This is a genomic window from Arthrobacter russicus (assembly GCF_031454135.1).
Lineage (GTDB): Bacteria > Actinomycetota > Actinomycetes > Actinomycetales > Micrococcaceae > Renibacterium > Renibacterium russicum.
The window spans coordinates 20,972-45,483 of sequence record NZ_JAVDQF010000001.1 but is presented as its reverse complement, the minus strand read 5'-3'; the positions used below and the strand labels follow the sequence as shown (position 1 = coordinate 45,483).

Here is a 24,512-nt window from a genome sequence, read left to right as displayed (position 1 = left end):
CCCAACAAGTAGGCAAAGTCGCAGCAGCGTGGTGCCCTGCAATCAATATTCAGCAGCCTAACAACAAAATTTCAGTATCGAAACCCTATAATCCAAAAAATAGATTAAAGTTGTGAGAACCCCACCGACGAGTTTTCGTTGCCGATTCCTCTATCGATTAGTGCCCAGCGCGGCCCGGATGGCATCCACGCCGATCCACAGCTCGGTGAAACTCGTGGACAACGGGGACAAGCCCAATCGGATGCCATCCGGGTTGCGGAAATCCGGAATAATTCCTTGTTCCCATAGCTGCTCAGTCACTGTGCGGAACGCCGGGTGGTCGATGGTCACATGGCCACCGCGCCGGGCCGGATCCCGCGGCGACGCCAGCTCGACGCCCAGCGGAGCGAGCACGCCGTCGTACAAGGCCACCGCGTAGTCGGTCAGTGCGACCGATTTCGCCCGGACCGCGTCGATGCCCACCGCATCGATCAGCTCGACCATGTCCCGCAGCGCGGTCATGCCCAAAATCGGCGGGGTGCCCGAGGTGAATCCGCGGATCCCGGCAGCCGGGCGGTAATCCGGCCCCATCTGGAACGGGTCCACGCTGCCGAGCCAACCCTGGATCGGTTGTTTCAGGGTTTCCAGATGCTCGGACCGGACGTAGCAGAAAGCCGGCGCACCAGGACCGCCATTGAGGTATTTGTAGCTGCAGCCCACCGCCAGATCCGCTCCGCTGGCATCCAGTTCCACCGGCAGCACGCCCGCGGAGTGGCACAGATCCCACAGGATCAGCGCGCCATGCTCATGCGCGATCGAGGTCAACCCTGCCATGTCCGCGAGATACCCCGACCGGTAGGCGATCTGGCTGAGCAGCACTAAGGCGGTCTGTTCGCCGATCACTGCAGCCAAGTCTTCAGCGGTTACCCCGCCGTCGTAAGCGGGCCGGATCCAACGCAGGGTCAAGCCGCATTCGGCGGCAATCCCCTGCACGATGTACCGGTCGGTCGGAAAGTTGTCGGTATCGATCACGATCTCGTTCCGCCCGGGCCGAGCCGCCACTGCAGCACGGCACAGTTTGTACAGCAGGACCGTGGTCGAGTCGCCGATCGTGCACTGCCCGGCTGCGGCCCCGAGCATGATCCGGCCCAAATCGTCGCCGATCTTGGCCGGCAAGCCCAGCCAGTTCTCATCCCAACCGCGGATCAACCGGCCGCCCCACTGCTCGGCGATGAAGCTGCCGACGCGCTCCGCACTGGCCCGCAACGGCCGGCCCAGCGAATTGCCGTCCAGATACGCGACCAGCGCCGGATCATCGCTGCCGATGAAGGCATCGCGGTGCTGCTGCAACGGATCGTCCAGGTCGAGTTGTTCGGCTGCTTCGAAGCTAAGGTCGGTGCTCATCTGCTCAGCATATGCGGTGCAGCCGTCCGGGAGTCAGAGCCGGATCACCAGGGGCAAATCACAGTGGTTTGATCGAACCGCTGAAATTGATCTTGCCGCTGCGCGGATTCCAGCCCAGGTAATCGGTGCCCTGCCAAGCCGGCTCGGATTCAGTCTCGAAACGCACCGCCACCGAGCCCGGAATGAAGGTCGGGGTGGCGAACTCCACGTCCCAGCGATAGGCCTCGACGCCGGCCGGCAGCGCGGCGGTCAGCGCCCGGGACGCCAGGTACATGCCGTGCACGATCGTGGTTTTCAGGCCGAGCGCTTTGGCACCGAGCTTGCTCGTGTGAATCGGATTGATATCGCCGGACACCGCCCCGTAACGGCGGCCCAGATCCGCGGCCAGCGGCCACAACGCATTGGCATCCGGCGCATTGAACGGCTCACGGTGATCCGGCGCCATCGGCAAGCCGAGCTTGGCTCCCCTGGCCAGGTAGGTGGAAAGCCCTTGCCACAAAAGCTCATCGCTACCGGCGGCCCGGGCCTGTGCCGAGATCTCGAATTGCGTTCCGGCGCGGTGACCGGCCGGATTCTGCACCTTGATCCGGAAGTCGAGCAATTCGCCCGGATCGATCCGGCGGTGCTGCTGCACCTTGTTGTCCAAGTGCACCAAACCCAGCAAAGGCACCGGGAATCCAGTGCTGCCCATCAGCGCCACCGAAATCGGGAAACTCATGATGTGCACGAAGCCGGCCGGAACGCTATCCCGTCCGGCACCGTGCATCAAACGGTTGAATTCGCCCAGCTTGACTGAATCCGGGCGAACCCCGGAGACCCGGAACTCGGTCTCCGGGAAAGTCTTCGAACGCTTCGCCAGCCCCAAAGCGCCCAGCGCCTGGTCCTTGAGCGCGGCGGCGTACAGACCGCCCAACGACGGCGACCCCGGCAAGTCCACCACGGCGGCCATCACTGCCCCACCATGTTCTGGCCGCAGACCCGGAGCACATTGCCGCTGATCCCGCCGGCAGATTCACTGGCGAAGAACGCAATGGTCTCCGCCACGTCTTCCGGCAGGCCGCCTTGGAGCAGGGAATTGAGCCGACGGGCCACTTCACGGGTGGCAAACGGGATCTTCGCGGTCATTTCGGTGACGATGAAGCCCGGCGCCACCGCATTGATGGTGCCGTCGACGCCGTCGAGCAACGGAGCGGTTGCCCGCACCATGCCGATCACACCGGCTTTCGACGCTGCGTAATTGGTCTGTCCGCGATTGCCGGCGATGCCGCTGGTCGAGGCCACCGAAACGATATGCGGACGGTTCTGGAACAGGTCCGAGGCCAACAGTGCCCGGTTCATCCGCAACTGCGAGGCGATGTTCACCGCCATCACCGATTCCCAACGGCCCGGATCCATGTTCGCCAGCAGCCGGTCCCTGGTGATCCCGGCATTGTGCACCACGATGTCCAAGCGGCCGTAGCGTTCTGCGGCGTGCGCGAGCAGCCGTTCCGCGGCGTCGTCCCGGGTGATGTCCAGTTGCACTGCGGTTCCGCGGACCTGATTGGCCACTGCGGCCAGATGATCGCCCGCAGCCGGCACGTCGACGACGATGACCTCGGCTCCGTCGCGGGCCAGGGTCCGGGCGATCGCCGCGCCGATGCCGCGAGCGGCCCCGGTGACCACTGCGACTTTCCCGGCCAGCGGCCGGGCCCAGTCCGCGGGCAGCTCGCCTTTCTCCGAGGAAACCGTGACGAACTGGCCGTCGACGAAGGCCGAACGCCCGGACAGGAAGAACCGCAGTGCGCCCAAGGCGCTCGGTGCCGTCGTCGGGACCCCGTCTTCGAGCAGGATGCCGTTGGCGGTTCCGCCGGCCCGCAACTCTTTTGCGAGCGAACGCAGGAAACCGTCAACGCCGTGCCGGGCCGCGGCCAGAGCCGGATCCTGCGCGGCCGAGGAGGGCCGTGAAATCGTCAGTACCCGGGCATTGGCGGCCAAATCGCGCAGCGAAGCGCCGACCGTGCGCACCGGCTCGGAGAGCTCCGTGGGATCGCTGATCTCATCGAGCACCAGGATGATGCCGCCGAGCTTCTGTTTCGGTGTCGCGGTACGCCGCACGTCGAGCTGCCAATCCAACAGCGCTTGGGCCAGCGCGTCCGCGCCGGAACCCTTGCCGACCACGAGCACCGGCCCGGTGAGCAACGGAGCCGCCGGGTCGAAGCGGCGCAGGATCGCCGGCTGCGGCAAGCCCAAACGCTTGGCCAGATCCTTGCCGAAGCCGGCGGAGACGAACTCGGTGTACTTATCGGCCTTGATTCGAGCCACGGTTACTTCGCCTCCGGGACATAGGCTTCGAGGATCGCCACGACGCCCAAGCCGCCGGCCGCGCAGACCGAAACCAGACCGCGCGCCGGGCGCCCGCCCACCAGCCCGGTTTCATGCAGCAGTTTCGACAGCGAAGCGACGATCCGGCCACCGGTGGCGGCGAAGGGGTGCCCGGCCGCCAACGAGGATCCATTGACATTGAGCTTGCTGCGGTCGATCGAGCCGAACGCGCCGTCCAAGCCCAAGCGCTCCCGGCCGAACTCCGGATCCTCCCAAGCGGCCAAGGTGCTCAGCACAGTTCCGGCGAAGGCTTCATGGATCTCGTAGAAATCGAAGTCCGCCAGCGTCAGCCCATTGCGGGCCAGCAGGCGCGGCACTGCGAACGCCGGCGCCATCAGCAGGCCGTCCTTGCCGTGCACGAAGTCGACCGCGGCGGCTTCGCCGTCGATCACCCGGGCCAGCATCGGCAGGTCCTTGCGCTTCGCCCACTCTTCGCTGCCGAGCAGCACCGTGGAAGCACCGTCGGTGAGCGGGGTCGAGTTGCCCGCGGTCATGGTCGCCGGGGTGCTCAACCGCTTGCCGAACACCGGCGAAAGCTTGCCGAGTTTCTCCAGCGAGGTGTCACCGCGCAGGTTCGAGTCTTTGGCCAGGCCCTTGTAGGAAGTCACCAGATCGTCGAAGAAGCCGCGGTCATAGGCTGCCGCGAGGTTCTGGTGGCTGGCCAGGGCGAGTTCGTCCTGCGCCTGCCGGGAGATCTTCCACTGCGCGGTGGTGATCGCCTGGTGCTCGCCCATCGACAAACCGGTCCGCGGCTCGCCGGTATTCGGCGCATTCGGTGTGAGGTCTTTGACCCGGATCTTGCTGAGCAGCTTGAGCTTCTGGCCGGTGGTCTTGGCCCGGTTGAGGTCCAGCAGGATCCGGCGCAGGCCCTCGCTGACCGCGATCGGCGCATCCGAGGCGGAATCCACGCCACCGGCGATCGCCGAGTCGATCTGGCCGAGCTTGATTTTGTTCGCCAGGCCCAGCACGGCCTCCAGGCCGGTGGCACAGGCCTGCTGCAAATCGTAGGCCGGCGTCTCCGGGGAAAGCGCCGAACCCAGGACCGCTTCACGCGCGAGATTGAAATCGCGTGCGTGCTTGAGCACTGCACCGGCGGCGACTTCGCCGATCCGTTCGTCCTGCAGGCCGAAACGCGCCACCAGGCCGTCCAGGGCCGCGGTCAGCATGTCCTGGTTCGAGACATAGGTGTAAGCGCCACCGGTCCGGGCAAACGGAATCCGGTTGCCGCCGATCACGACGGCGTCGCGTGCGGTGTGGTGTTTGGCGGCCAAAGACTGTTCCGCCGCCTTGGGCTGAACCGCCGCCTTCGGCGCGGCAGCTTTGGCTGCGGTATTGGCAGCGGTGGACGTCGCGGTGCTGCGGTTGCGCGGGGTGTTGCTCGATGTGGCGGCCATGCGTTGCTCCTGTTTCCCAGCGGATTTCCATTCGGTGCGGGTGTCTTCCCGCAAGAGGTTACCGATACCTAGCGTACCTGATACGCTGGGTATCGTGAATACCGCAGGGATGGTGCACATGGACGGCGGCGCCGAAGCCGTCGATGGGCGGTCTGCCCGTTGGGCCACGCATCGTGAACAACGACGCCGTGAGCTGATCAAGGCTGCCCGGCTGGCGATTCACAAACTCGGCCCGGACGCCTCGATGGACGATGTCGCCGCCGCCGCCGGAACATCCAAATCAGTGTTCTATCGCTATTTCGGCGACAAGGCCGGTTTGCAGCAGGCGCTCGGCGAGATGGTGATCCGGCGGATGCAGGAAAAGGTCCTGGCCGCGGGGCAGACCGCGAAAACCCCGGAGCAGGGTTTGAACAGCATGGTCTCGGCGTACCTGACCATGGCGCAGACGTCGCCGAACGTCTACGTGTTCGCAACGCAGAGCCTCACCGGAGAATCGATGTTCACCCAGGACATCACCCATGCCACCGGCGCGCTCGGCAATTTTTTCGACGCAATCATCTCCATGGTGTCCAGTCCCCTGGGCGAACACCTGGGCCGCGCGGACACTGCATTGGCGCTCTATTGGCCGACCGCAGCCATCGGCATGGTCCGCACTGCGGGCGAGCTGTGGCTCACCAGCGATCCGAGCACCCGTCCCGATGCCGAAACCATGGCGCAAAACATCACCAGATGGCTTTTCAACGGAATAAGTTCAGAACTAACCGCACCCGAAAAAAGAGGAACACGATGACCGAAACTACCTCTCGCGAAGCCCTCACCGGTTCCAACGGGGACCCGGACGGACACATCGACACGGCCGAGCTCGGCGAGCTGCTGCTCGGCAAATGGGCGGACATCCGCAAACTCGCCCGGGAGCTGGCCGCAGACACCCGGGCGCACAAGGTGGAGGGCCTGACCCATACCGAACAGCGCGAACGCGCGTTCAACCAGCTCAAATTGCTGGTCGACTTCAAGGCCGTGCACCGGGCCTTCCCGAAGCGGCTCGGCGGCGACGAGGACCACGGCGGCAATGTGGCCGGCTTCGAAGAAATGGTCACCGCCGATCCTTCGGTGCAGATCAAAGCCGGTGTGCAGTGGGGCCTCTTCGGCTCCGCGGTCATGCACCTGGGCAGCACCGAGCACCAGGACAAATGGCTGCCGGGAATCATGAGCCTGGAAGTCCCCGGCTGCTTCGCGATGACCGAGACCGGGCACGGCTCGGATGTGGCATCCATCGCCACCACCGCCACCTACGACGAGGCCACCGATGAGTTCGTGATCAACACGCCGTTCCGGGCGGCCTGGAAGGACTACATCGGCAATGCCGCCATCGACGGCCTGGCTGCGGTGGTCTTCGCCCAGTTGATCACCAAAGGCGTCAGCCACGGCGTCCATGCCTTCTACGTCCAGTTGCGCGACCCGGTGACCCACCAGTTCATGCCCGGGGTCGGCGGTGAGGACGATGGAATCAAAGGCGGCCTCAACGGCATCGACAACGGCCGGTTGCACTTCGACCACGTCCGCGTGCCACGGACCAATCTGCTCAACCGTTACGGCAACGTGGATGAGAACGGCGAGTACACGTCCTCGATCGCCAGCCCGGGACGGCGCTTCTTCACCATGATCGGCACCTTGGTGCAGGGCCGGGTCTCGCTCGACGGCGCCGCGGTGGCCGCGTCCAAGGTCGCGCTGCAGATCGCCATCACCTATGCCGCGCAGCGGCGTCAGTTCAACGCCAGCTCGGACATCGAAGAAGACGTGCTGCTGGACTACCAACGCCATCAACGCCGGTTGCTGCCGCTGCTGGCCACCACCTATGCGGCGAGCTTCGCGCACGAGCAGCTGCTGCAGAAGTTCGACGGCGTCTTCTCCGGAGCACACGACACCGATGAGGACCGCGAAGACCTAGAGACGCTTGCCGCGGGATTCAAGTCGCTTTCCACCTGGCACGCGCTGGACACGCTCCAGGAATGCCGGGAAGCCTGCGGCGGAGCCGGGTTCCTGGTGGAAAACCGGTTCACCTCGTTGCGCGCGGATTTGGACATCTACGTGACCTTCGAAGGCGACAATACGATCTTGCTGCAGCTCGTCGCCAAGCGGCTGCTCACCGATTACGCCAAGGAATTCAAGAACGTCGACTTCGGCGTGATGGCGCGCTACGCCTTCAACCAGGCCGCGGATCTGGCGATCAACAAGACCGGGCTGCGGCAAGTCGCCCAGTTCGTCGCGGACACCGGTTCGGTGCAGCGCTCGGCCATGGCGCTGCGTGACGAGGAAACCCAGCGGGCGTTGCTGAGCGAACGCGTCCAAGGCATGGTCGCCGACGTCGGCGGAGCACTCCAGGAAGCGGCGAAGCTTCCGCGCAGCAAAGGCGCGGAAATCTTCAACCAGCACCAGCACGAGTTGGTGGAAGCTGCCCGGGCGCATGCCGAGTTGCTGCAATGGGAAGCCTTCACCGAGGGCTTGAAGTCGATCGAAGACCCGAAAACCAAAGAGGTGCTGACCTGGCTGCGCGACCTTTTCGGTCTCGGTCTGATCGAAAAGCACCTGTCCTGGTACTTGATGAACGGCCGGATCTCGATGCAGCGCGGCCGCACCGTGGGCGACTACATCAACCGGTTGTTGGCCAAAATCCGGCCGCACGCGGTGGATCTGGTGGACGCCTTCGGATACACCCAGGAGCATTTGCGGGCGCCGATTGCTTCCGGCGCGGAACAAATCCGGCAGGAAGAAGCGGCTGACTATTTCCGGGCCCAGCGCGCCAGCGGCTCCGCGCCGATCGACGAAAAGATCCTGTTGCTGAAGCAGAAGCAAGCGGCCAAGAACAAGAAATAACCCCGGTCAACTGCAGCGCTGCCCCGTTTCCGGCACCGGAAGCGGGGCAGCGCTGCACTTTGCCCTCTCCAGGTGCCGGACCGATCGGACCGGGGACAGAGCGCGGCGGCAGATTCTTGGCAAATCGAAAGCCCCAGGCCATAGGCTGGCATCGACCGCCAATGGCTGCCCGGATGCAGCACCGTCGTGGAAAGGAAACCGCCCATGCACAACCAAGACCCCCGGGACCATGAAGGACTCGCGCTGAATCCGATCTTCACCCGGCCCGGCGAACGGACCGAGTTCCCCCGGTTCACCCTGCGCAAGGAAGAGTCGTTGCCGGAGACCGCCTACCAGATCGTGCATGACCAGGCGATGCTGGACGGCAACTCCCGGTTGAACCTGGCGACGTTCGTCGGCACCTGGATGGATCCGGAAGCGAATCGGCTCTATCTCGAATCAGCGGACAAGAACATGATCGACAAGGACGAGTACCCGCACACCGCGGCGATCGAAAACCGTTGTTGGCGGATCTTGGCCGATTTGTGGCATGCCCCGGACCCGGCCCGCTCGATCGGCACCTCGACGATCGGCTCTTCGGAGGCCTGTATGCTCGGTGGTCTGGCGCTCAAGCGGCGTTGGCAGCACACCCGGCGCCGGCATGGATTGCCGACCGACAAACCGAACCTGGTGCTCAGCTCGGCAGTGCAGGTCTGCTGGGAGAAGTTTTGCAATTACTGGGACGTGGAAGCCCGTTACGTGCCGATCTCGGAAGACCACCGGGTGCTCGACGGACACGATCTGGCCGACTACGTGGACGAGAACACGATCGGCGTGGTGGCGATCATGGGCGTCACCTACACCGGCATGTACGAACCCGTCTTGCAGATTTCGCAGGCCCTCGACAAGATCCACAAGAACACCGGGCTGGATCTCTCGATCCATGTGGACGGAGCCTCCGGCGCGATGGTCGCCCCCTTCCTGCAACCCGAACTCGAATGGGATTTCCGGGTGCCCCGGGTCGCTTCGATCAACACCTCCGGGCACAAATACGGCCTGGTCTACCCGGGCGTGGGCTGGGTGGTCTGGCGTTCGGCGGAGCTTTTGCCGGAGGACTTGATTTTCCGGGTCAGCTATCTGGGCGGCGACATGCCAACCTTCGCGCTCAATTTCTCCCGGCCGGGAGCCCAGGTATTGCTGCAGTACTACCAATTCCTCCGGCTCGGCTTCGACGGATTCCGCGCGGTGCAGGGCGCGTCCCGGGACATCGCCTTGTTCCTCTCCCGGGAAATCGGCAAGCTCGAGCCCTTCGAACTCTGGAATGACGGCTCGGACATCCCGGTCTTCGCCTGGCGGTTGCGGTCGGGCCACGAGCGGCACTGGGATTTGCACCAGCTCTCGGACCGGCTCAGGATGTCCGGCTGGCAGGTTCCCACCTACCCCATGCCCGCGGATCTCACCGAGATCACCGTGCAGCGGATCGTGGTGCGCAGCGGATTCAGCAAAGACCTCGCAATGGACTTCCTGGAAGACTTCCGCGAGCAGGTCGCATACCTGGAATCACTCTCCGCACCGCTCCCCGACCCGCAGCCGACGCCCGGTTACCACCACTGAGCGCGCCCGGCCGGTCAGCGTACCGGTTCGAGCAGAGCACTGGTTCGATCAGAGAACTGAGCGATAGACCTCGAGCGTCTGTTCCGCGATCGATTCCCAGGAGAAGTGTTCTTGCACCCGGCGGATCCCGGCCTGGCCCATCGCCTCGGCGCGTTGCGGATCCTCCAGCACCGAGGTCAGCGCAGCGGCGAAATCGCGGACGAACTGCTCGGCGTCCTGCGGTTTGCCGCTGCCGTCGGCCGCTTGTTCCAGCGGCACCAGGACGCCGGTGACACCGTCGTCGACCACTTCCGGGATTCCGCCGACGGCACTGGCCACCACCGCCGCGCCACAGGCCATCGCCTCCAAATTGACGATGCCCAGGGGCTCGTAAATCGACGGGCAGGCGAAAACCGTGGCGCTGGAGAGCACTTGGATCAATTCGTCCCGAGGCAGCATCCGTTCGATCAGCACCACGCCGTCTGCGCCCCTGGCCGACTTGAGCTCCGCAATCAGGGCGGCCACCTCCGCCGCGAGTTCCGGGGTGTCGGCAGCTCCGGCGCAAAGCACCACCTGGACCCGTTCCGGCAGTAAAGCCGCAGCCCGGAGCAGGTAGGACACTCCCTTCTGCCGGGTCACCCGGCCCACCCAGACCACGCTGGGCCGATCCGGATCGATGCCCAAGGCACGGACCGCTTCGGGGTTTTCCGCAGGCTGCCAACGCGCCACGTCGATGCCGTTGTGCACCACTTTGACCCGGCCCGGGTCGACTCCCGGATAGCATTCGAGGATGTCCCGGCGCATCCCGGCGGACACCGCGATGATCGCGGCCGCGGACTCGTAGGCCGTCCGCTCCACCCAGCTGGACACCGCATATCCCCCGCCGAGCTGTTCTGCCTTCCACGGCCGCAACGGCTCCAGCGAATGCGCGCTGAGCACATGCGGGATGCCGTGCAGCATGGCCGCGAGATGCCCGGCCAGATTGGCGTACCAGGTGTGCGAGTGCACCAGATCCGCACCGGCGATTTCGGAGAGCATCGCCAAATCCACGCCCAGGGTCTGGACTGCCGGGTTGGCCTCCGCCAATTCCTCCGGCACCGGATACGAGTGCACCGAAGCACCGTGGAACTCGACGTCCCGTGGCGCGCCGAAGGCGTGCACCTGCAACTCCACGGAGCCGGCGAGCACCCGGGACAGCTCGGCGACGTGCACACCCGCTCCGCCGTAGATTTCGGGCGGGAATTCTTTGGTCACAATATCGATGCGCACGCTCATACGGTAGTGCATGGGCTCCGGGTGTTCTAGTGTGAAGGTGTTCGGCGTGGAACCGGCTCGCACCGCGGCCAGCCGAATTAACTCCATATCGACGGCGAAGGGGATCTGTCATGGCGATAACGAAAGTTCTGGCTATCGTGCTGGCTGGCGGCGAGGGAAACCGGCTGATGCCGTTGACGGCGGATCGGGCGAAACCCGCGGTGCCCTTCGCCGGGGGTTACCGGCTGATCGACTTCGCGCTGTCCAATCTGGTCAACTCGGGCTATCGGCAGATCGTGGTGCTGACCCAGTACAAATCGCATTCGCTCGACCGGCACATCTCGGAAACCTGGCGGATGTCCACCCAGCTGGGCAATTACATCGCCTCGGTGCCGGCGCAGCAACGGGTCGGCAAAAGCTGGTTCCTGGGCAGCGCCAATGCGATCTACCAATCGCTCAACCTGATCCATGACGCCCAACCGGACATCGTCGTGGTGGTCGGCGCGGACCATGTGTACCGGATGGATTTCGCCGATATGGTCGAAGCTCACCTGGCCTCCGGAAACTCGGTGACCGTGGCCGGCGTCCGGCAGCCGCTGGAACTTGCACCGTCGTTCGGGGTGATCGAAACCGATCCGGCAGACCCGAGCAAAATCGCGGCCTTCGTGGAGAAGCCCGCGCAGACTCCCGGTTTGGCCGAGGATCCGGGCCAGTTCCTGGCCTCGATGGGCAACTACGTCTTCGACACCGACGCCTTGCTCGAAGCCCTCCGGCACGACGCCGAACAGCTCGACACCAAACACGATATGGGCGGCGACATCATCCCCTATCTGGTGGCCCGCGGCGAGGCCGGGGTCTACGACTTCAACCACAATGACATCCCGGGAGCCACCAGCCGCGACCGGTACTACTGGCGCGACGTCGGAACCATCGATTCCTACTACGACGCCCAGATGGACCTGATTTCGCCACTGCCGGTGTTCAACTTGTACAACCTCGAATGGCCGATCTATACCCGGCAGTCGATCTCGCCTCCGGCGAAGCTGGTCCGCAGCAACAGCGCGGCGGGCACCGCGGAGGATTCGATTGTGGCCAATGGCGTGGTGATCTCCGGCGGCCGGGTCTCCGGCAGCGTGCTCGGGCACGACGTCTACGTCGCCGACGGCGCCACGGTCACCGACTCGGTGCTCATGGACAAGGTCTCGATCGGGCCGGGCGCCGTGGTGCACCGGGCGATCCTGGACAAGAACGTGCGGGTTCCGGCCGGGGCGAGCGTCGGCGTCGACCCGGCGCTCGATGCCGCCCGGGGGTTCACGGTCACCCCCTCCGGGATCACCGTACTGGCCAAGGGCCAGGAGATCCCGGCCTGAGCGGCGACTCCGGCGCCGCACCGGAGCCGCCGGAAAACCCGGTAAAATTGCCCGGTGAGCAATCCTGATCAAGACCCGGCTTCCGACGCCGACGCAAGCGCTGCGGCCCAGTTGCCCGCGGACCAGTTGGCCGCAGAACAGTTGACCGCAGAACAGTTGACCGCAGAACAGATCGAAGCCGCGGTGCGCGTGCTCGGCGCGGTGCATCTCCTGGATGAGGAGGACCCGCGATACGTCGCAGTACGCCGGGCAACCGGCAAGATGTTCAAAGCGGTCAAGCGCTACCGGCGCACCAGCAAACGGGATGCGGTCAACGCCGCAGACCAAGCCGTGATCGCCTTGACCGCGACTGCGGCACCGGACCGGATCGACGACGAGACCCGGGGCAACAAGCTGCAATCCTCGGCGACCGGGGAGATCGCCGGCACCTTGATCCGGCCGCGCCCGTGCTACATCTGCAAGCAGCCGTACACCCAGGTGGACTATTTCTACCACCAGCTCTGTCCGGAATGCGCGGCCTTCAACCACGCCAAGCGCGATGCCCGGACCGATCTGACTGGACGGCGCGCCCTGCTCACCGGCGGCCGGGCCAAAATCGGCATGTACATCGCGTTGCGGCTGCTGCGCGACGGCGCGCACACCACGATCACCACCAGGTTCCCGCAGGACGCGGCGCGGCGCTTCGCCGCAATGGAGGATTCCGCGGATTGGCTGCACCGGCTGGAGATCGTCGGCATCGACCTGCGTGATCCGGCGCAGGTGATGGCGTTGACCGATTCGCTCAACGAAGCCGGCCCGCTCGACATCATCATCAACAACGCCGCGCAGACGGTGCGGCGCAGCCCCGGTGCCTACCAGCCGCTGGTCGAGGCGGAAAACGAACCGTTGCCCGACGACCTGGCCGGAAAGATGCCCCGGATCCTCACGTTCGGCCACGCCCATGACAAGCATCCGCTCGCTCTGGCCAGCTCGGTCAACGAACATCCGGTGCTCGCCGCCGATGCGATCACCTCATTGGCTTTGTCCACCGGCTCGGCCACCTTGGACCGGATCGAAGCCGGCACCGCGATCGATGCCGGCGGCCTGGTTCCGGACCTGGCCACGATCAACTCCTGGACCCAGGTGGTCGACCAGGTGGATCCGTTGGAGATGCTGGAGGTGCAACTGTGCAACGTCACCGCGCCTTTCCTCCTGGTTTCCCGGCTCCGCCCGGCGATGCGCCGCTCCACTGCGCGTCGGAAGTACATCGTGAACGTCTCCGCGATGGAAGGCCAGTTCTCCCGGGCGTACAAGGGTCCCGGCCATCCGCACACGAACATGGCCAAGGCCGCACTGAACATGATGACCCGGACCAGTTCGCAGGAGATGCTGGATACCGACGGGATCCTGATGTCCGCAGTGGACACCGGGTGGATCACCGACGAACGGCCGCATTACACCAAGGTCCGGCTTGCCGAAGAGGGATTCCACGCCCCGCTGGATCTGGTCGACGGCGCAGCGCGGGTCTACGATCCGATCGTGATGGGCGAAGCCGGTACCGATCTGCACGGCAGCTTCCTCAAGGATTTCAAGCCCAGTCCCTGGTGAAACACCCATGGTGAAGCGCTAGACCAGCTGGGTGATCTCCACCCGCACATCCAGCACCGATCCGCCGCCGCCGGAGAGAATTCCCTTCAGCGGCGGCACGTCCCGGTAATCCCGGCCGCGTGCCACCGAAGCGTGCAGATCGCCCGCCGGCTTATGGTTGGTCGGGTCCCAGGAACGCCATTCGCCGTCCCACCATTCCAGCCAGGCATGCGATTGGCCGGCGACCATCTGGCCCATGTCGGCGTCCGCCTTGGGATGGATGTAACCCGAAACATAACGCGTCGGGATGCCGAGCGAACGCAGTGCTCCGATGCCCACGTGCGCCAGGTCCTGGCAGACTCCTTTGCGTTCCAGCCAGGCTTCCGCGGCGCTGGTGTGCACTCCGGTGATCCCCTTGACGTATTCCATTTCGCTGCGCATCCACTCGAACACGGTCATCGCGGCACGGTTCGGGTCCAGTCCCGCGGTTGCTTCCCGCACCAACGACTCGACGTCGCTGCCCGGCGTGCTCAGCGGCGTCTGCGGCAGCCAGTCGCTGAATGCTTCGGCGGTTTTCGGCGAGCGCAGTTCCGCCCAGCTCAACACGTCGTCGTCGTTGGCCACCCGCTCGGCCCGGTAGACCTCCACCGTACTCGCCGCAGTGACCTCCAGCCGCTCGTGCGGGGCCTGCATGTCGAAAGCGGTGACCCGGCTGCCCCAGTAGTCGCGGTAGGAGCTGACCGCAGCGAAGCTCGGCGAGATTTTGAGCACCGATTCCAAAACCACCTGCTGCGGATCGGTCACCGGAGTCATCCTCGCTTCGTTGTAGGAGAGTGTCACCCGCTTGTGGTACTCGTAGCGTGTGGTGTGCTCGATCCGCAACCGGCTCATGAAACCTCCCCCACCCAGGCGAGCTCTGCCGCCTGATTGAAATACTTCCGGGATATCGCATCCGAAGCTTGGGATACCGCTTTCTGCACCCGCTCCATGTGTTCGGGCAATTCGCTCATCAGATCGTCGGTCCGGTGGAACTCCAGGAAGGTCCGAGCCTGGCCGACGATCCGGCGGGCATCGTTGATGAAACCCACGCGTTGCGCCGAAGGGTCGAGCGTGGTCAGGCATTCGTCCGCATCGCGCAGGGCGTACACGATGGAACGTGGGAACAGCCGGTCCAACAACAGGAATTCCGCGGCGTGCTCGTCGCTGAACGCCGCCTTGCGGGTACGCAGGAAGGACTCGTAAGCTCCGGCGCAGCGCAACATGTTCACCCAGGACATCCCGGCCGACAGCACGTCCCGGGTGGAAAGCATCCGGGCAGTCATATCCGCCCGCTCCAGGGAACGTCCCAGAACCAAGAACTGCCAGGACTCGTCGTGGCTGACCGTGGTGTCCGCCAGGCCGCGCACCATCGCGGTGCGTTCCAGGACCCAGTTGCAGAACCGATAAGTGCCGACCACGTCTTTGCGGTGCTGATTGAGCCCGTAATACGTCGTGTTGAGGCTTTCCCAGAGACTCGACGATACCGTTTCCCGGGCCCGCCGCGCATTCTCCCGGGCCGCGCCCAGCGATCCGGAAATCGAGGTCGCACTCTGCCGGTCATAGGCCAGCGCGTGGAGCAGTTCGTTCAGGCCGAAATCCTCGCCGGATGCCCGCACGCCCATGACTGAGAGCAGTTCCTGGGCCACGCTTTGCTGCTCGTCGAGCGGCAAATGGTTGAGTCGTTCCAAGTGCACGTCGAGGATCCGGGCAGTTCCGTCGGCCCGCTCGACGTACCGGCCGATCCAGAACAGTGATTCAGCAATCCGGCTGAGCATGGATTCCCCTTCCGTAGTGCGATCGATGGAGCCTCATTGGTCCGACTGCCGATCCTGCCAGTTCGATTCGATCGGCCAGACCGAAACCTGCTCCCGGATCGTCACCGATGGCCGCGCGACCCGTTCGAAGGGCAACACCGGCGAGTCCGACAATACCCAAGTGTCCTTCGAGCCGCCGCCTTGCGAGGAGTTGACGATCAGGGATCCTTCCTTCAAGGCCACCCGGGTCAATCCGCCCGGCAGCACCCAGACGTCGTCGCCGTCGTTCACTGCGAACGGACGCAAATCGACGTGCCGGGGGCCGAAGCGGTCGCCGGACAGGGTCGGCACCGTGGACAGCTGCAGCACCGGCTGTGCAATCCAGCCGCGTGGATCGGCCAGCACCCGGGCCCGCAAGGCGTCCAGTTCCGCCTTCGACGCATCCGGGCCGATCACCAGGCCCTTGCCACCGGATCCGTCCACCGGCTTGACCACCAGTTCTTCGAGCCGGTCCAGCACCTGTTCCCGGGCTTCCGGCTCCTCGAGCCGGAACGTGTCCACATTGGCCAAGACCGGTTCTTCGCCCAGATAGTAACGGATCAGATCCGGCAGGTAGGAATACACCAGCTTGTCATCCGCCACGCCGTTGCCCACCGCGTTAGCAATCGTCACCCCGCCGGCGCGGGCGGCATTGACCAGCCCCGGGCAACCGAGCATCGAATCGGAGCGGAACTGCAGCGGGTCCAGGAATTCGTCGTCGATCCGTTTGTAGATCACATCGACGCGCTGGTCCCCCGCGGTGGTCCGCATGTAGACCCGGTTGCCGCGGCAGATCAAGTCCCGGCCCTCGACCAGTTCCACCCCCATCAGCCCGGCCAATAAGGTGTGTTCGAAATAAGCGGAATTGAACACTCCGGGGGTCAGCACCACCACGGTCGGATCATCCACGCCCTGCGGGGCAGTTTTGCGCAGCGCGGAAAGCAGCCGCCGGGGGTATTCCTCCACCGGGCGGATCCGCTGTTGGCCGAAGGCTTCAGGCAATCCCTTGGCCATCGCCCGCCGGTTCTCCAACACGTAGGAAACCCCGCTCGGCACCCGGACGTTGTCTTCCAAGACCCGGAAGACGCCGGCCTGATCCCGAATCACATCGATCCCGGAGACGTGCACCCGGACGCCGCCGGAGGGCGTGAATCCCGAGACCTGCCGGTGGAAATGCGCACTTGAGGTGATCAGAGACCGCGGCACGACCCCGTCGTTGACCACATTCATCTTGTCGTAGACGTCATTCAGGAAGGCCTCCAGAGTACGCACCCGTTGTGCTACTCCGCGTTCCAGGACGGTCCATTCATCGGCAGCGATCACCCGGGGCACGATGTCCAGCGGGAACGGACGTTCCTCCCCGGCGTAGTCGAAGGTCACCCCGCGGTCCAAGAAGGTCCGGGCCATCGAATCGGCCCGGGCACTGACGTCGGAGAGCGTCAGCTGGTCGAGAGCCGCACCGATCTGCCGGTAGGAGTCCCGGGGCTGCAATTGCGCAGTGAACATTTCGTCGTAGGCTCCGCTGCGCGCGATCCCTGCGTCATAATCCTGGAACAACTCAGCTGACATGGGATTACCTTGCCACCTTTTGCCGGCCAGCTCCGCATCGACACTTTCCATTCCGGCCTCCCCGATCAATTCGCCCCGACATCGCAACCTCGCTGGATCACCTCCGCGATGACCCGCCATCGCCTCCGCCGGAGTGACACATGCTACTCGACGCGCCGGTTTCCCGAAACACGGCATGTCCGGGAACGGGCCGGCGCGCCGTCCCGGGTGACTAGAGTGGAACAGTGCCCCGTTCAGCTTCCGCCGCCATGGCCGCCGCCCGCCCGCTGGTCCCGGGACTGTTCGCCAGCCTGGTCGCGGTAGCTGCAGCACTCGCCCTGCATTCCCTGGTGCCGGTGCTTCCGGCCATGACGATCGCAGTGGTGTTGGGCATCCTGGCCGCGAATCTGCCGGGGATTTCGCGACCGGTCTTCGGAGTTCTCCGGCCCGGGCTGAATGCCGCCGGCAAACACCTGATGCGGGTCGGGATCGTCCTGCTCGGACTCAAACTGGTGCTCGGCGACCTGCTCGGTCTGGGTTGGCAGACCCTGGCCATAGTGGCCGGCGTGGTCCTGCTCAGTTTCGCCGGGGTCTGGGGGCTGGGAAAAATCTTCCGGCTGCCCGGCGACGCCCCCTTGTTGATCGCCACCGGCTTCTCCATCTGCGGGGCCTCGGCGATCGGTGCGATGGCCGCGGTGCGTGGTACGAAACAACGCGATACGGTCCTCCCGGTAGCCCTGGTCACGCTGTGCGGAACTTTGGCGATCGGTATGCTGCCGCTGCTGATGGTGCCCTTGGGCCTGACTCCCCTGCATTTCGGGCAATGGGTGGGTGCTTCGGTGCACGACGTCGGCCAAGTCGTGGCGACCGCGCAGACCGCCGGCGCCGGCGCCTTGGCTGCGGCGATCCTGATCAAACTGACCCGGGTGATCCTGTTGGCGCCGATGGTCGCCGCGGCTTCGCTGTTGGAACGGCGCAAACGGCCCGCCGGTGCGATCGGCGCCCTGCCTCCGATCGTGCCGTTGTTCGTGCTCGGCTTTTTGGCGATGATCGCCTTGAGCAGCACCGGCTGGTTGCCCGAAGGAGTGCGCGACGCCGGTTCGGTGCTGCAGGACATCGCGCTGGGCGCGGCCCTGTTCGGCCTCGGATCGGCGATCCGGGTTCGCGAGTTGCTCGGTTCCGGACTCCGCGCGGTGGCCATGGCGCTGCTCTCCTGGCTGCTCGTCGCGGTACTCGGCCTGCTTGCGGTACAGCTGATTTCGCACTAGCCGGACGGCCTGCGCCCGGCACCGATTGCGCCCGGCTCATGATTAGATGTCCTGGTGCCTGTTTTCAACTCCCAAGCCCTTAACCTGAGCCGCGCCGAAGCCGCAGAACGCGCCCGGATCATCTCGGTGCACGACTACCACGTCACGGTCGACCTGCGCAGCGCGGTCTCCGCTGAAGCAGACGGCTTCACCACGCAGAGCATCATCACCTTCAGCGCGGTCCCGGGCGAAAGCAGCTTCTTGGACTTCGTGGGCAGCTCGGTGCAGCGGGTCAACCTCAACGGGCGCGAACTGCCGGTCGATTACCAGGGCGCCAGGATCGTGCTTCCGGATCTGCAAGCCGAAAACCAGGTCCTGGTCACCGCTACCGCGCAATACTCCCGGAGCGGTGAAGGACTGCACCGCTATCTGGATCCGGAAGACGGAAAAATCTACCTTTACACCCAGTACGAGCCGGCCGACGCACGCCGGGTCTTCGCGAACTTCGAACAACCGGATTTGAAGGGGCGCTACCGGATCGAAGTGATCGCGCCTTCGCACTGGCAGGTCGCCTCGAACGGTGCTGCGGAAGCCGTCAGCCCGCTGGCCAGCGCACCGGACTTGAGCCGCTGGGTGTTTGCCGCCACGGAACCGATCTCGAGCTACATCACCTGCATCCTGGCCGGCGAGTATGCCAGGTTCGAGTCGCACTGGTCCGGCGTGGTCGACGTCCCGCTGGCCGCGTACTGCCGTGCCTCGATGGCGGCCAGCTTCGACGCCGAGCAGGTCTTCGAGCTCACCAAACGGGGTTTGGACTATTTCCACGGGCTCTTCGACTTCGCTTACCCGTTCGGGAAATACGACCAGGCTTTCGTTCCGGAATACAACTTGGGCGCGATGGAGAATCCCGGTCTGGTCACCTTCAGCGACGGCTATGTCTTCACCTCGCGGGCCACTGAGATGCAATACGAACAACGGGCGAACACGCTGCTGCACGAAATGGCCCACATGTGGTTTGGCGATCTGGTCACCATGCGCTGGTGGGACGATTTGTGGCTCAAGGAGTCCTTCGCCGACTACATGGGCACGCTTGCGGTGGCCGAGACCACCGATTGGGGCGCCCAATCCTGGGTCAACTTCGCGAATCGGCGCAAAGGCTGGGCCTATGTCCAGGACCAATTGCCCAGCACCCATCCGATCGTGGCCGACATCGTCGATCTGGAAGCCGCAAAGCAGAATTTCGACGGCATCACCTATGCCAAAGGCGCATCCGTGCTCAAGCAGCTGGTGGCCTTCGTCGGGCCGGAGGCCTTTTTCAGCGCCGCCCGGAAGTACTTCCAAGACCATGCGTTTGGAAACACCACACTGCAGGACTTCCTGACCGCTTTGGCCGGTGCCACCCGGAACGACGCAGCGGCTGCGGGACGGGACATGGACGCCTGGGCCGCAGCTTGGCTGCAGACCGCGGGCATTTCCACGCTCAGCGCGGAAATCGAGTCCGCCGACGGCCACTATCGCCGGGTCCGGATCCAGCAGCAGGCCCAGGACCCGATCACCGGCCGGCCGGCGCACCGGCCGCACACCTTGCGGATCGGCCTGTACTCCAGCACCGCTGATGGCACCTTGCTGCGGACCCGCTCGGTTCCGGTCGAGGTCAGCGGCGAATGGACCGAGGTCCCGGAATTGGCCGGCGATCGGCAGGCGGAGCTTTTGCTGCTCAACGACGATGACCTCAGCTACGCCAAGGTCCGGTTGGACCCGGAATCCTTGCGCACGGTACTGGGTTCGCTGGACCGGCTCGACGATCCTTTGGCCAGCACGCTCTGCTGGTCCGCCCTGTGGAATATGACCCGGGATGCGGTGCTGCCTGCCGCAGACTTCGTCGGCGCGGTCCGGCATTTCGCTTCCGTGATCACCAAGGACGGGGTCCTCGCCACGCTCCTGGACAATGCCCGAATCGCGGTCCAACGGTTGAGCCCGGCCGACCAGCGGCCGGAACTGCTCGAAGCTTTGCTGCAGACCTCCATGGCTCAGGCCCGCACCGCGATCCCGGGCTCGGGAGTCCAATTGGCTTGGATGCGTAGCCTGGCGCTGCTCGCCCGGGATTCGACGTCGGCGAACCAACTGCTCCGCGACACCCTGGCCGGCCAGGGACCAGACGGGCTGGCAGTGGACTCCGACCTCCGCTGGCGGCTCCTGCAGGCGCTCTCCGCCAATGGTTCGGCCGCGTTGCCGGAGCTGGCCGCCGAACTGGCAACCGACAAGAGTTCGACCGCGGCGATCGGCTACCGTTGTGCTGCCGCGGCCCGTCCGGAGGCTCCGGTGAAGGCTGCGGTCTGGTCCGAGGTCGTGGAATCCGACTCGCTCTCGAATGCGGAAATCAGTGCCAGCATCGAGGGCTTCCGGGCTGGCCCGGGCTCGCTTCTGGAACCCTACCGGGCCGGCTATTTCGAAGTGCTTGACGGAATCTGGTCCAGCCGCAGCATCGAAATCTCCAGCCGCATCGTCCGCGGGCTGTTTCCGGAGCAGGACGCCGAACCCGGGCTGCCGTTGGACCAGCACGACGTAGTGCGCCGGGCCACCGACTGGCTGGCGGACCGGGCCGAAGCACCCCAGGCCCTGCGCCGGATCGTGATCGAGTGCCTGGACCAACTGCAACGGTCGTTGCGGGCGCAGCTGGCCTGATTCCCGACCGCGCACGGACCTCCGGTGCGTTGGTATTCTGATCGGCGTGGATCCTGTCCTGCACCGTAGCCCCAGCCTGTCCGACGTCGCCCAGTACGCCTACGCCGCATCCACGGAGGCCCCGAGATTGGTTTTCACCGCCGGGGCCTGCCCCTTGGACGAGGCCGGCGAAGTGCCCGCTCTCGACTTCGCGGAACAGGCCACACTCTGCCTGCGGAACCTGGAGGTGGCGCTGCAGGATGCCGGCTCCGGATTGTCCTCGATCCTCAAGACCACGGTCTACGTGGCCAGCAGCGACCGGGATGATCTGGTGTCCGCATGGCGCGCGGTGCGTGCCGCGATGGGCGACCACGATGCGCCGAGCACCTTGCTCGGCGTGGCGGTCCTCGGCTACCCGGGCCAGCTGGTGGAGGTCGAGGCGGTCGCGGTAGGCGGGTAGTGTTCTGCGGCCGGCCGTCACGGTCAACTGACTTGGGCGCAGTTGAGCCGGGTTCAGCCAGCCCCAGCCCGGCTCAACTGCGCCCAAGTGGACGGTTCCAGCGAACCGACTGGGCTGGCCGGCCAGACCAGCCCGCGACCCGGCTCAGGGAACCCGGTTGGTCCAGCCGTCGGTGTGGAATTTCGCGGTCACCAAATCGTCGGCGGCGGCCAGATCGGCTTCACTGAGCGGGACCCGTTCTGCGGAATGCAGTTCCTCGAAGGTCTCCATCATGGTTTCGATGATCGCTTCGCGGGCCAAGCCGGTCTGCCGGCGCAACGGGTCGACCCGCTTCTTCGCCGAACCAATGCCTTTGTCCGAGAGTTTCTCCCGGCCGATCCGCAGCACCTGCGTCATCTTGTCCGCATCGATGTCGTAGGACATGGTCACGTGGTGCAGCAGCCCTCCGTTGCTGAGCCGCTTCTGCGCCGCGCCACCGATCTTGCCCTGCTCGGTGGCGATGTCGTTCAACGGGACGTAGTGCGCCGAAATGCCGAGCTTCTGCAGACTCGCCATCACCCAGGCGTCCAAGAACGGATAGGAGTCGGCAAAGCTCAAACCGTCGACCAGGCTCTGCGGCACGTACAACGAGTAGGTGATCGCATTGCCGGGTTCCATGAACATCGCGCCGCCGCCGCTGATCCGGCGCACCACGGTGACCCCGTAGCGCGCCACACCGTCGGCGTCGACCTCGTTGCGCACCGATTGGAAGCTGCCGATCACCACCGAGGGTGCTTCCCATTCCCAGAACCGCAGCGTCGGTTTGCGCAATCCGGCACCGACTTGGCGGGTCAGCACCTCGTCCATCGCGACGTGCCGATAGGTGTCGAGCGGTGTCGGCGGAATGATCTCGAACTCGTGGTCGGTCCAGCTCGTCGCCAACTTCAATGCCCGGCGCACGGCGATCGCCACGGCCTCGGCGGAGAAGCCGAAGAGCACCGCCTCCGGACGCACTCCGCGCACGACGGCGGCAGCCAACTCCCGCGCGGACGTCGCCACCGGAAGGCCGGTCAAAGCGGCATTGATCTCGGTCAACGCCTCATCCGGTTCCAGGAAGAAATCGCCGTTGATCGACACACGCTGCAACACCCCGTCGGCGACCTCCAGATCGGCCACCACCAGTTTGCCCCCGGGCACTTTGTACTCGCCGTGGACGACGTTTTTCTCAGCCAATTGACACCTTTCCCGCAGAGCAAATCCCTTGACCAGTTTAGGGCTCCCCCGTAGCTTGAAGCGTATGGGGGAGGTCGTAGGAGCCTCGTCCGTTGTGTTTCAAACCAACCGAGGAGAACAACAATGGCAAATATCCTTTTAGTCCACGGCGCGATCGCGGACGGATCATCCTGGGCCGGGGTGATCCCGGCGCTGCAAGCCGCCGGACACCATGTGGTCGCCGCGCAGCAGCCGTTGAGCTCGATCCCGGATGACGTGCAGAAGGTCCGGGAACTGCTGGACACGCTCGACGGCGAGACCGTCGTCGTCGGACACTCCTTCGGCGGTTTCGTGATCAGCAACGCGGCCAAGGGCGCGCCGAATGTGAAGTCGCTGGTCTACGTCGCGGCGTTCGGCCCAGAAGAAGGCGAATCCGCCGGTGGTCTCACCGAGGAGTACGGCGCCTTACCCTCGGCCAGTAAGTTCGTGCTCGATCCGCAAGGCCGGTTCACGCTCAGCCAAGACGACTATGTGGCGTACTTCGCACCGGACCTGCCGGAAGAGCAGGCCCGGATCAATGCCGCGACCCAAGGACCGAGCGACGCCGGCCGGTTCACCTGGGCTAGTGGTGCACCCGCTTGGAAAGACGTGCCCACCTGGTACGTGGTGGCCGGCAACGATCAGATCATCAATCCGAAACTGGAAGCTGCCTGCGCCGAGCGAATGGGCGCCCAGACCACGGTAATCGAAGGGGCCAGCCACTCGGTGATGCTGTCACACCCGGAGGAAGTGGTTAAGGTGATTCTGGCCGCAGCGGCCTGAGCCGGAGCAGCTTCGAGGCAAACAAAAAGCGGGCCGGAACCCCCGAAGGTGTTCCGGCCCGCTTCGTGCGGACTCGACGTGGCTTACTTCTTGCCGCCGAAGCCCTTGAAGCGTGCGTTGAAGCGCTCCACCCGGCCGGCGCTGTCCATGATACGCTGCTTGCCGGTGTAGAACGGGTGGCTCTCGGAGGAGATTTCGACGTCGATGACCGGGTAGGTCTTGCCGTCTTCCCACTCGATGGTCTTGTCCGAAGAAACGGTGGACCGGGTCAGGAATTTGGTGCCGGAAGCCAGGTCGTTGAAGACGACTGCTTCGTATTTCGGGTGGATATCGCTTTTCACGTTTGTGCCTTTTTCTCGGGTGGGCCTGGATTTTGCCAGCCCCGGTACTTCACGGATAGGAGCTGCGGTAGCGCCTCGGAATTCATTGCAAATCATCGAGGGCGCACAACGCAACATTCAATCTTACCCTGGGTCGGCCAGAAAGCGGAATCTGCGCGGCAACGGCTCAGCTTTGCCGGGCCTTGAGTGCGGCGAGGGCCTGGTCGGCGTGCCCGTTCATGTCGGTTTCGCTGGACACCGTCTCCAGGATCCGGGCATCGGTGTCGATCACGAAGGTGGCCCGCTTGACCGGCAGGGCCTTGGCCAGCAGGCGCCGTTTCACCCCGAAGGCCTCGGCGACCTCGCCGGCTTCGTCGGAAAGCAACGGGTAGTCGATCCCGGTGCGCTTGGCGAATTCGGCTTGGCGCGCCACGCTGTCCCGGCTGATTCCCACTTGCTGGGCGCCGAGCGCTTTGAACTCGGCGTCCACATCGCGGAAATGGCAGACTTCTTTGGTGCAGCCGCCGCTCATCGCGAGCGGGTAGAAGAACAGCACCACCGGCCCGTTCTCGAGCAGCGTGCTCAGCCGCTGCGGCGTACCCGATTGGTCGGGCAGCTCGAAATCTTCGACTACGTCACCTTTGCGCATAACAC

General features: G+C 64.9%; 20 protein-coding genes. 9 read left to right on the top strand and 11 right to left on the bottom strand.

Going from position 1 to position 24,512, the window contains the following annotated elements:
- Positions 1-150: 150 nt before the first annotated feature.
- Genes JOE69_RS00205 through JOE69_RS00190 form a run of 4 tightly spaced genes read right to left on the bottom strand, consistent with a single transcriptional unit; the run spans position 151 to position 5,138 of the window.
- Entirely contained in the window at positions 151-1,383 is a 1,233-nt protein-coding gene (locus JOE69_RS00205) for a kynureninase (RefSeq protein WP_309795043.1), read from the bottom strand.
- Positions 1,384-1,441: 58 nt separating this feature from the next.
- Positions 1,442-2,332 (bottom strand): MaoC/PaaZ C-terminal domain-containing protein, encoded by an 891-nt coding sequence (locus tag JOE69_RS00200; protein WP_309795041.1) that lies wholly within the window; start codon positions 2,330-2,332, stop codon positions 1,442-1,444.
- Positions 2,332-3,684 carry a 3-oxoacyl-ACP reductase gene (locus JOE69_RS00195; RefSeq protein WP_309795039.1) on the bottom strand — a complete coding sequence of 451 codons (1,353 nt, stop codon included), beginning with the start codon at positions 3,682-3,684 and terminating at the stop codon, positions 2,332-2,334. Before JOE69_RS00195 ends, JOE69_RS00200 begins: the two co-directional genes overlap by 1 nt.
- A gap of 2 nt (positions 3,685-3,686) precedes the next feature.
- The gene (locus JOE69_RS00190) at positions 3,687-5,138 is read right to left on the bottom strand and encodes an acetyl-CoA C-acetyltransferase (RefSeq protein WP_309795037.1); all 1,452 of its coding nucleotides are present in this window, start codon (positions 5,136-5,138) and stop codon (positions 3,687-3,689) included.
- A gap of 109 nt (positions 5,139-5,247) precedes the next feature.
- On the opposite strand from JOE69_RS00190, the gene JOE69_RS00185 reads away from it, so the two are divergent.
- The 3 genes from JOE69_RS00185 to gad all read left to right on the top strand — a co-directional run bounded on the left by JOE69_RS00185 (position 5,248) and on the right by gad (position 9,605).
- Entirely contained in the window at positions 5,248-5,928 is a 681-nt protein-coding gene (locus tag JOE69_RS00185; RefSeq protein WP_296362101.1) for a TetR/AcrR family transcriptional regulator, read from the top strand.
- The gene (locus JOE69_RS00180) at positions 5,925-8,012 is read left to right on the top strand and encodes an acyl-CoA dehydrogenase family protein (protein ID WP_309795035.1); all 2,088 of its coding nucleotides are present in this window, start codon (positions 5,925-5,927) and stop codon (positions 8,010-8,012) included. Before JOE69_RS00185 ends, JOE69_RS00180 begins: the two co-directional genes overlap by 4 nt.
- A 204-nt stretch (positions 8,013-8,216) precedes the next feature.
- Positions 8,217-9,605, top strand: coding sequence for a glutamate decarboxylase (gad, locus tag JOE69_RS00175; protein WP_309795033.1), 1,389 nt, complete (start codon positions 8,217-8,219; stop codon positions 9,603-9,605).
- A 48-nt stretch (positions 9,606-9,653) separates the two neighbouring features.
- Here the strand turns inward: gad and glgA are convergent, their stop codons facing one another.
- A complete protein-coding gene (glgA, locus tag JOE69_RS00170; RefSeq protein WP_309795031.1) occupies positions 9,654-10,853 on the bottom strand; it encodes a glycogen synthase in 1,200 nt (399 codons plus the stop codon).
- Positions 10,854-10,969: 116 nt separating this feature from the next.
- On the opposite strand from glgA, the gene glgC reads away from it, so the two are divergent.
- Together glgC and JOE69_RS00160 are read left to right on the top strand one after the other, a co-directional pair.
- Positions 10,970-12,208, top strand: a complete 1,239-nt coding sequence (glgC, locus tag JOE69_RS00165; RefSeq protein ID WP_309795029.1) for a glucose-1-phosphate adenylyltransferase — start codon at positions 10,970-10,972, stop codon at positions 12,206-12,208.
- Positions 12,209-12,319: 111 nt separating this feature from the next.
- A complete protein-coding gene (locus JOE69_RS00160; RefSeq protein WP_374709733.1) occupies positions 12,320-13,795 on the top strand; it encodes an SDR family NAD(P)-dependent oxidoreductase in 1,476 nt (491 codons plus the stop codon).
- A gap of 18 nt (positions 13,796-13,813) precedes the next feature.
- Here the strand turns inward: JOE69_RS00160 and JOE69_RS00155 are convergent, their stop codons facing one another.
- Genes JOE69_RS00155 through JOE69_RS00145 form a run of 3 tightly spaced genes read right to left on the bottom strand, consistent with a single transcriptional unit; the run spans position 13,814 to position 17,175 of the window.
- A complete protein-coding gene (locus JOE69_RS00155; protein ID WP_296361741.1) occupies positions 13,814-14,665 on the bottom strand; it encodes a transglutaminase family protein in 852 nt (283 codons plus the stop codon).
- Complete coding sequence (locus tag JOE69_RS00150; RefSeq protein ID WP_296361740.1) at positions 14,662-15,588, bottom strand: alpha-E domain-containing protein; 927 nt, start codon at positions 15,586-15,588, stop codon at positions 14,662-14,664. Before JOE69_RS00150 ends, JOE69_RS00155 begins: the two co-directional genes overlap by 4 nt.
- Before the next feature lie 33 nt (positions 15,589-15,621).
- On the bottom strand, positions 15,622-17,175 hold the full coding sequence (locus JOE69_RS00145) for a circularly permuted type 2 ATP-grasp protein (protein ID WP_309795028.1): 1,554 nt from the start codon (positions 17,173-17,175) through the stop codon (positions 15,622-15,624).
- 224 nt (positions 17,176-17,399) lie between these two features.
- Here JOE69_RS00145 and JOE69_RS00140 point away from each other — a divergent pair, with 224 nt between their 5' ends.
- Genes JOE69_RS00140 through JOE69_RS00130 form a run of 3 tightly spaced genes read left to right on the top strand, consistent with a single transcriptional unit; the run spans position 17,400 to position 21,525 of the window.
- Complete coding sequence (locus JOE69_RS00140) at positions 17,400-18,422, top strand: YeiH family protein (protein WP_374709656.1); 1,023 nt, start codon at positions 17,400-17,402, stop codon at positions 18,420-18,422.
- 54 nt (positions 18,423-18,476) lie between these two features.
- A complete protein-coding gene (gene pepN / locus JOE69_RS00135; RefSeq protein WP_309795026.1) occupies positions 18,477-21,086 on the top strand; it encodes an aminopeptidase N in 2,610 nt (869 codons plus the stop codon).
- A gap of 46 nt (positions 21,087-21,132) precedes the next feature.
- Complete coding sequence (locus tag JOE69_RS00130) at positions 21,133-21,525, top strand: RidA family protein (protein ID WP_309795024.1); 393 nt, start codon at positions 21,133-21,135, stop codon at positions 21,523-21,525.
- A gap of 144 nt (positions 21,526-21,669) precedes the next feature.
- Here JOE69_RS00130 and lplAB read toward each other — a convergent pair whose 3' ends face one another.
- Positions 21,670-22,737, bottom strand: a complete 1,068-nt coding sequence (gene lplAB, locus JOE69_RS00125; protein WP_309795022.1) for a lipoate-protein ligase LplAB — start codon at positions 22,735-22,737, stop codon at positions 21,670-21,672.
- Positions 22,738-22,860: 123 nt separating this feature from the next.
- Between lplAB and JOE69_RS00120 the strand changes: the two genes are divergently transcribed.
- Positions 22,861-23,538 carry an alpha/beta fold hydrolase gene (locus JOE69_RS00120; RefSeq protein WP_309795020.1) on the top strand — a complete coding sequence of 226 codons (678 nt, stop codon included), beginning with the start codon at positions 22,861-22,863 and terminating at the stop codon, positions 23,536-23,538.
- Between the two features lie 83 nt (positions 23,539-23,621).
- Here JOE69_RS00120 and JOE69_RS00115 read toward each other — a convergent pair whose 3' ends face one another.
- Complete coding sequence (locus tag JOE69_RS00115) at positions 23,622-23,879, bottom strand: type B 50S ribosomal protein L31 (RefSeq protein ID WP_296361734.1); 258 nt, start codon at positions 23,877-23,879, stop codon at positions 23,622-23,624.
- Between the two features lie 166 nt (positions 23,880-24,045).
- Complete coding sequence (locus JOE69_RS00110; RefSeq protein ID WP_309795018.1) at positions 24,046-24,507, bottom strand: peroxiredoxin; 462 nt, start codon at positions 24,505-24,507, stop codon at positions 24,046-24,048.
- Between the last annotated feature and the right edge of the window lie 5 nt (positions 24,508-24,512).

What these genes read in the sequence shown, in the direction of transcription:
- JOE69_RS00110 (WP_309795018.1), bottom strand. Translation starts at nt 24,507, where the DNA reads ATGCGCAAAGGTGACGTAGTCGAAGATTTCGAGCTGCCCGACCAATCG.
- JOE69_RS00155 (WP_296361741.1), bottom strand. Translation starts at nt 14,665, where the DNA reads ATGAGCCGGTTGCGGATCGAGCACACCACACGCTACGAGTACCACAAG.
- JOE69_RS00185 (WP_296362101.1), top strand. Translation starts at nt 5,248, where the DNA reads ATGGTGCACATGGACGGCGGCGCCGAAGCCGTCGATGGGCGGTCTGCC.
- JOE69_RS00145 (WP_309795028.1), bottom strand. Translation starts at nt 17,175, where the DNA reads ATGTCAGCTGAGTTGTTCCAGGATTATGACGCAGGGATCGCGCGCAGC.
- JOE69_RS00190 (WP_309795037.1), bottom strand. Translation starts at nt 5,138, where the DNA reads ATGGCCGCCACATCGAGCAACACCCCGCGCAACCGCAGCACCGCGACG.
- JOE69_RS00120 (WP_309795020.1), top strand. Translation starts at nt 22,861, where the DNA reads ATGGCAAATATCCTTTTAGTCCACGGCGCGATCGCGGACGGATCATCC.
- glgC (WP_309795029.1), top strand. Translation starts at nt 10,970, where the DNA reads ATGGCGATAACGAAAGTTCTGGCTATCGTGCTGGCTGGCGGCGAGGGA.
- JOE69_RS00150 (WP_296361740.1), bottom strand. Translation starts at nt 15,588, where the DNA reads ATGCTCAGCCGGATTGCTGAATCACTGTTCTGGATCGGCCGGTACGTC.
- JOE69_RS00180 (WP_309795035.1), top strand. Translation starts at nt 5,925, where the DNA reads ATGACCGAAACTACCTCTCGCGAAGCCCTCACCGGTTCCAACGGGGAC.
- JOE69_RS00205 (WP_309795043.1), bottom strand. Translation starts at nt 1,383, where the DNA reads ATGAGCACCGACCTTAGCTTCGAAGCAGCCGAACAACTCGACCTGGAC.
- gad (WP_309795033.1), top strand. Translation starts at nt 8,217, where the DNA reads ATGCACAACCAAGACCCCCGGGACCATGAAGGACTCGCGCTGAATCCG.
- JOE69_RS00200 (WP_309795041.1), bottom strand. Translation starts at nt 2,332, where the DNA reads ATGGCCGCCGTGGTGGACTTGCCGGGGTCGCCGTCGTTGGGCGGTCTG.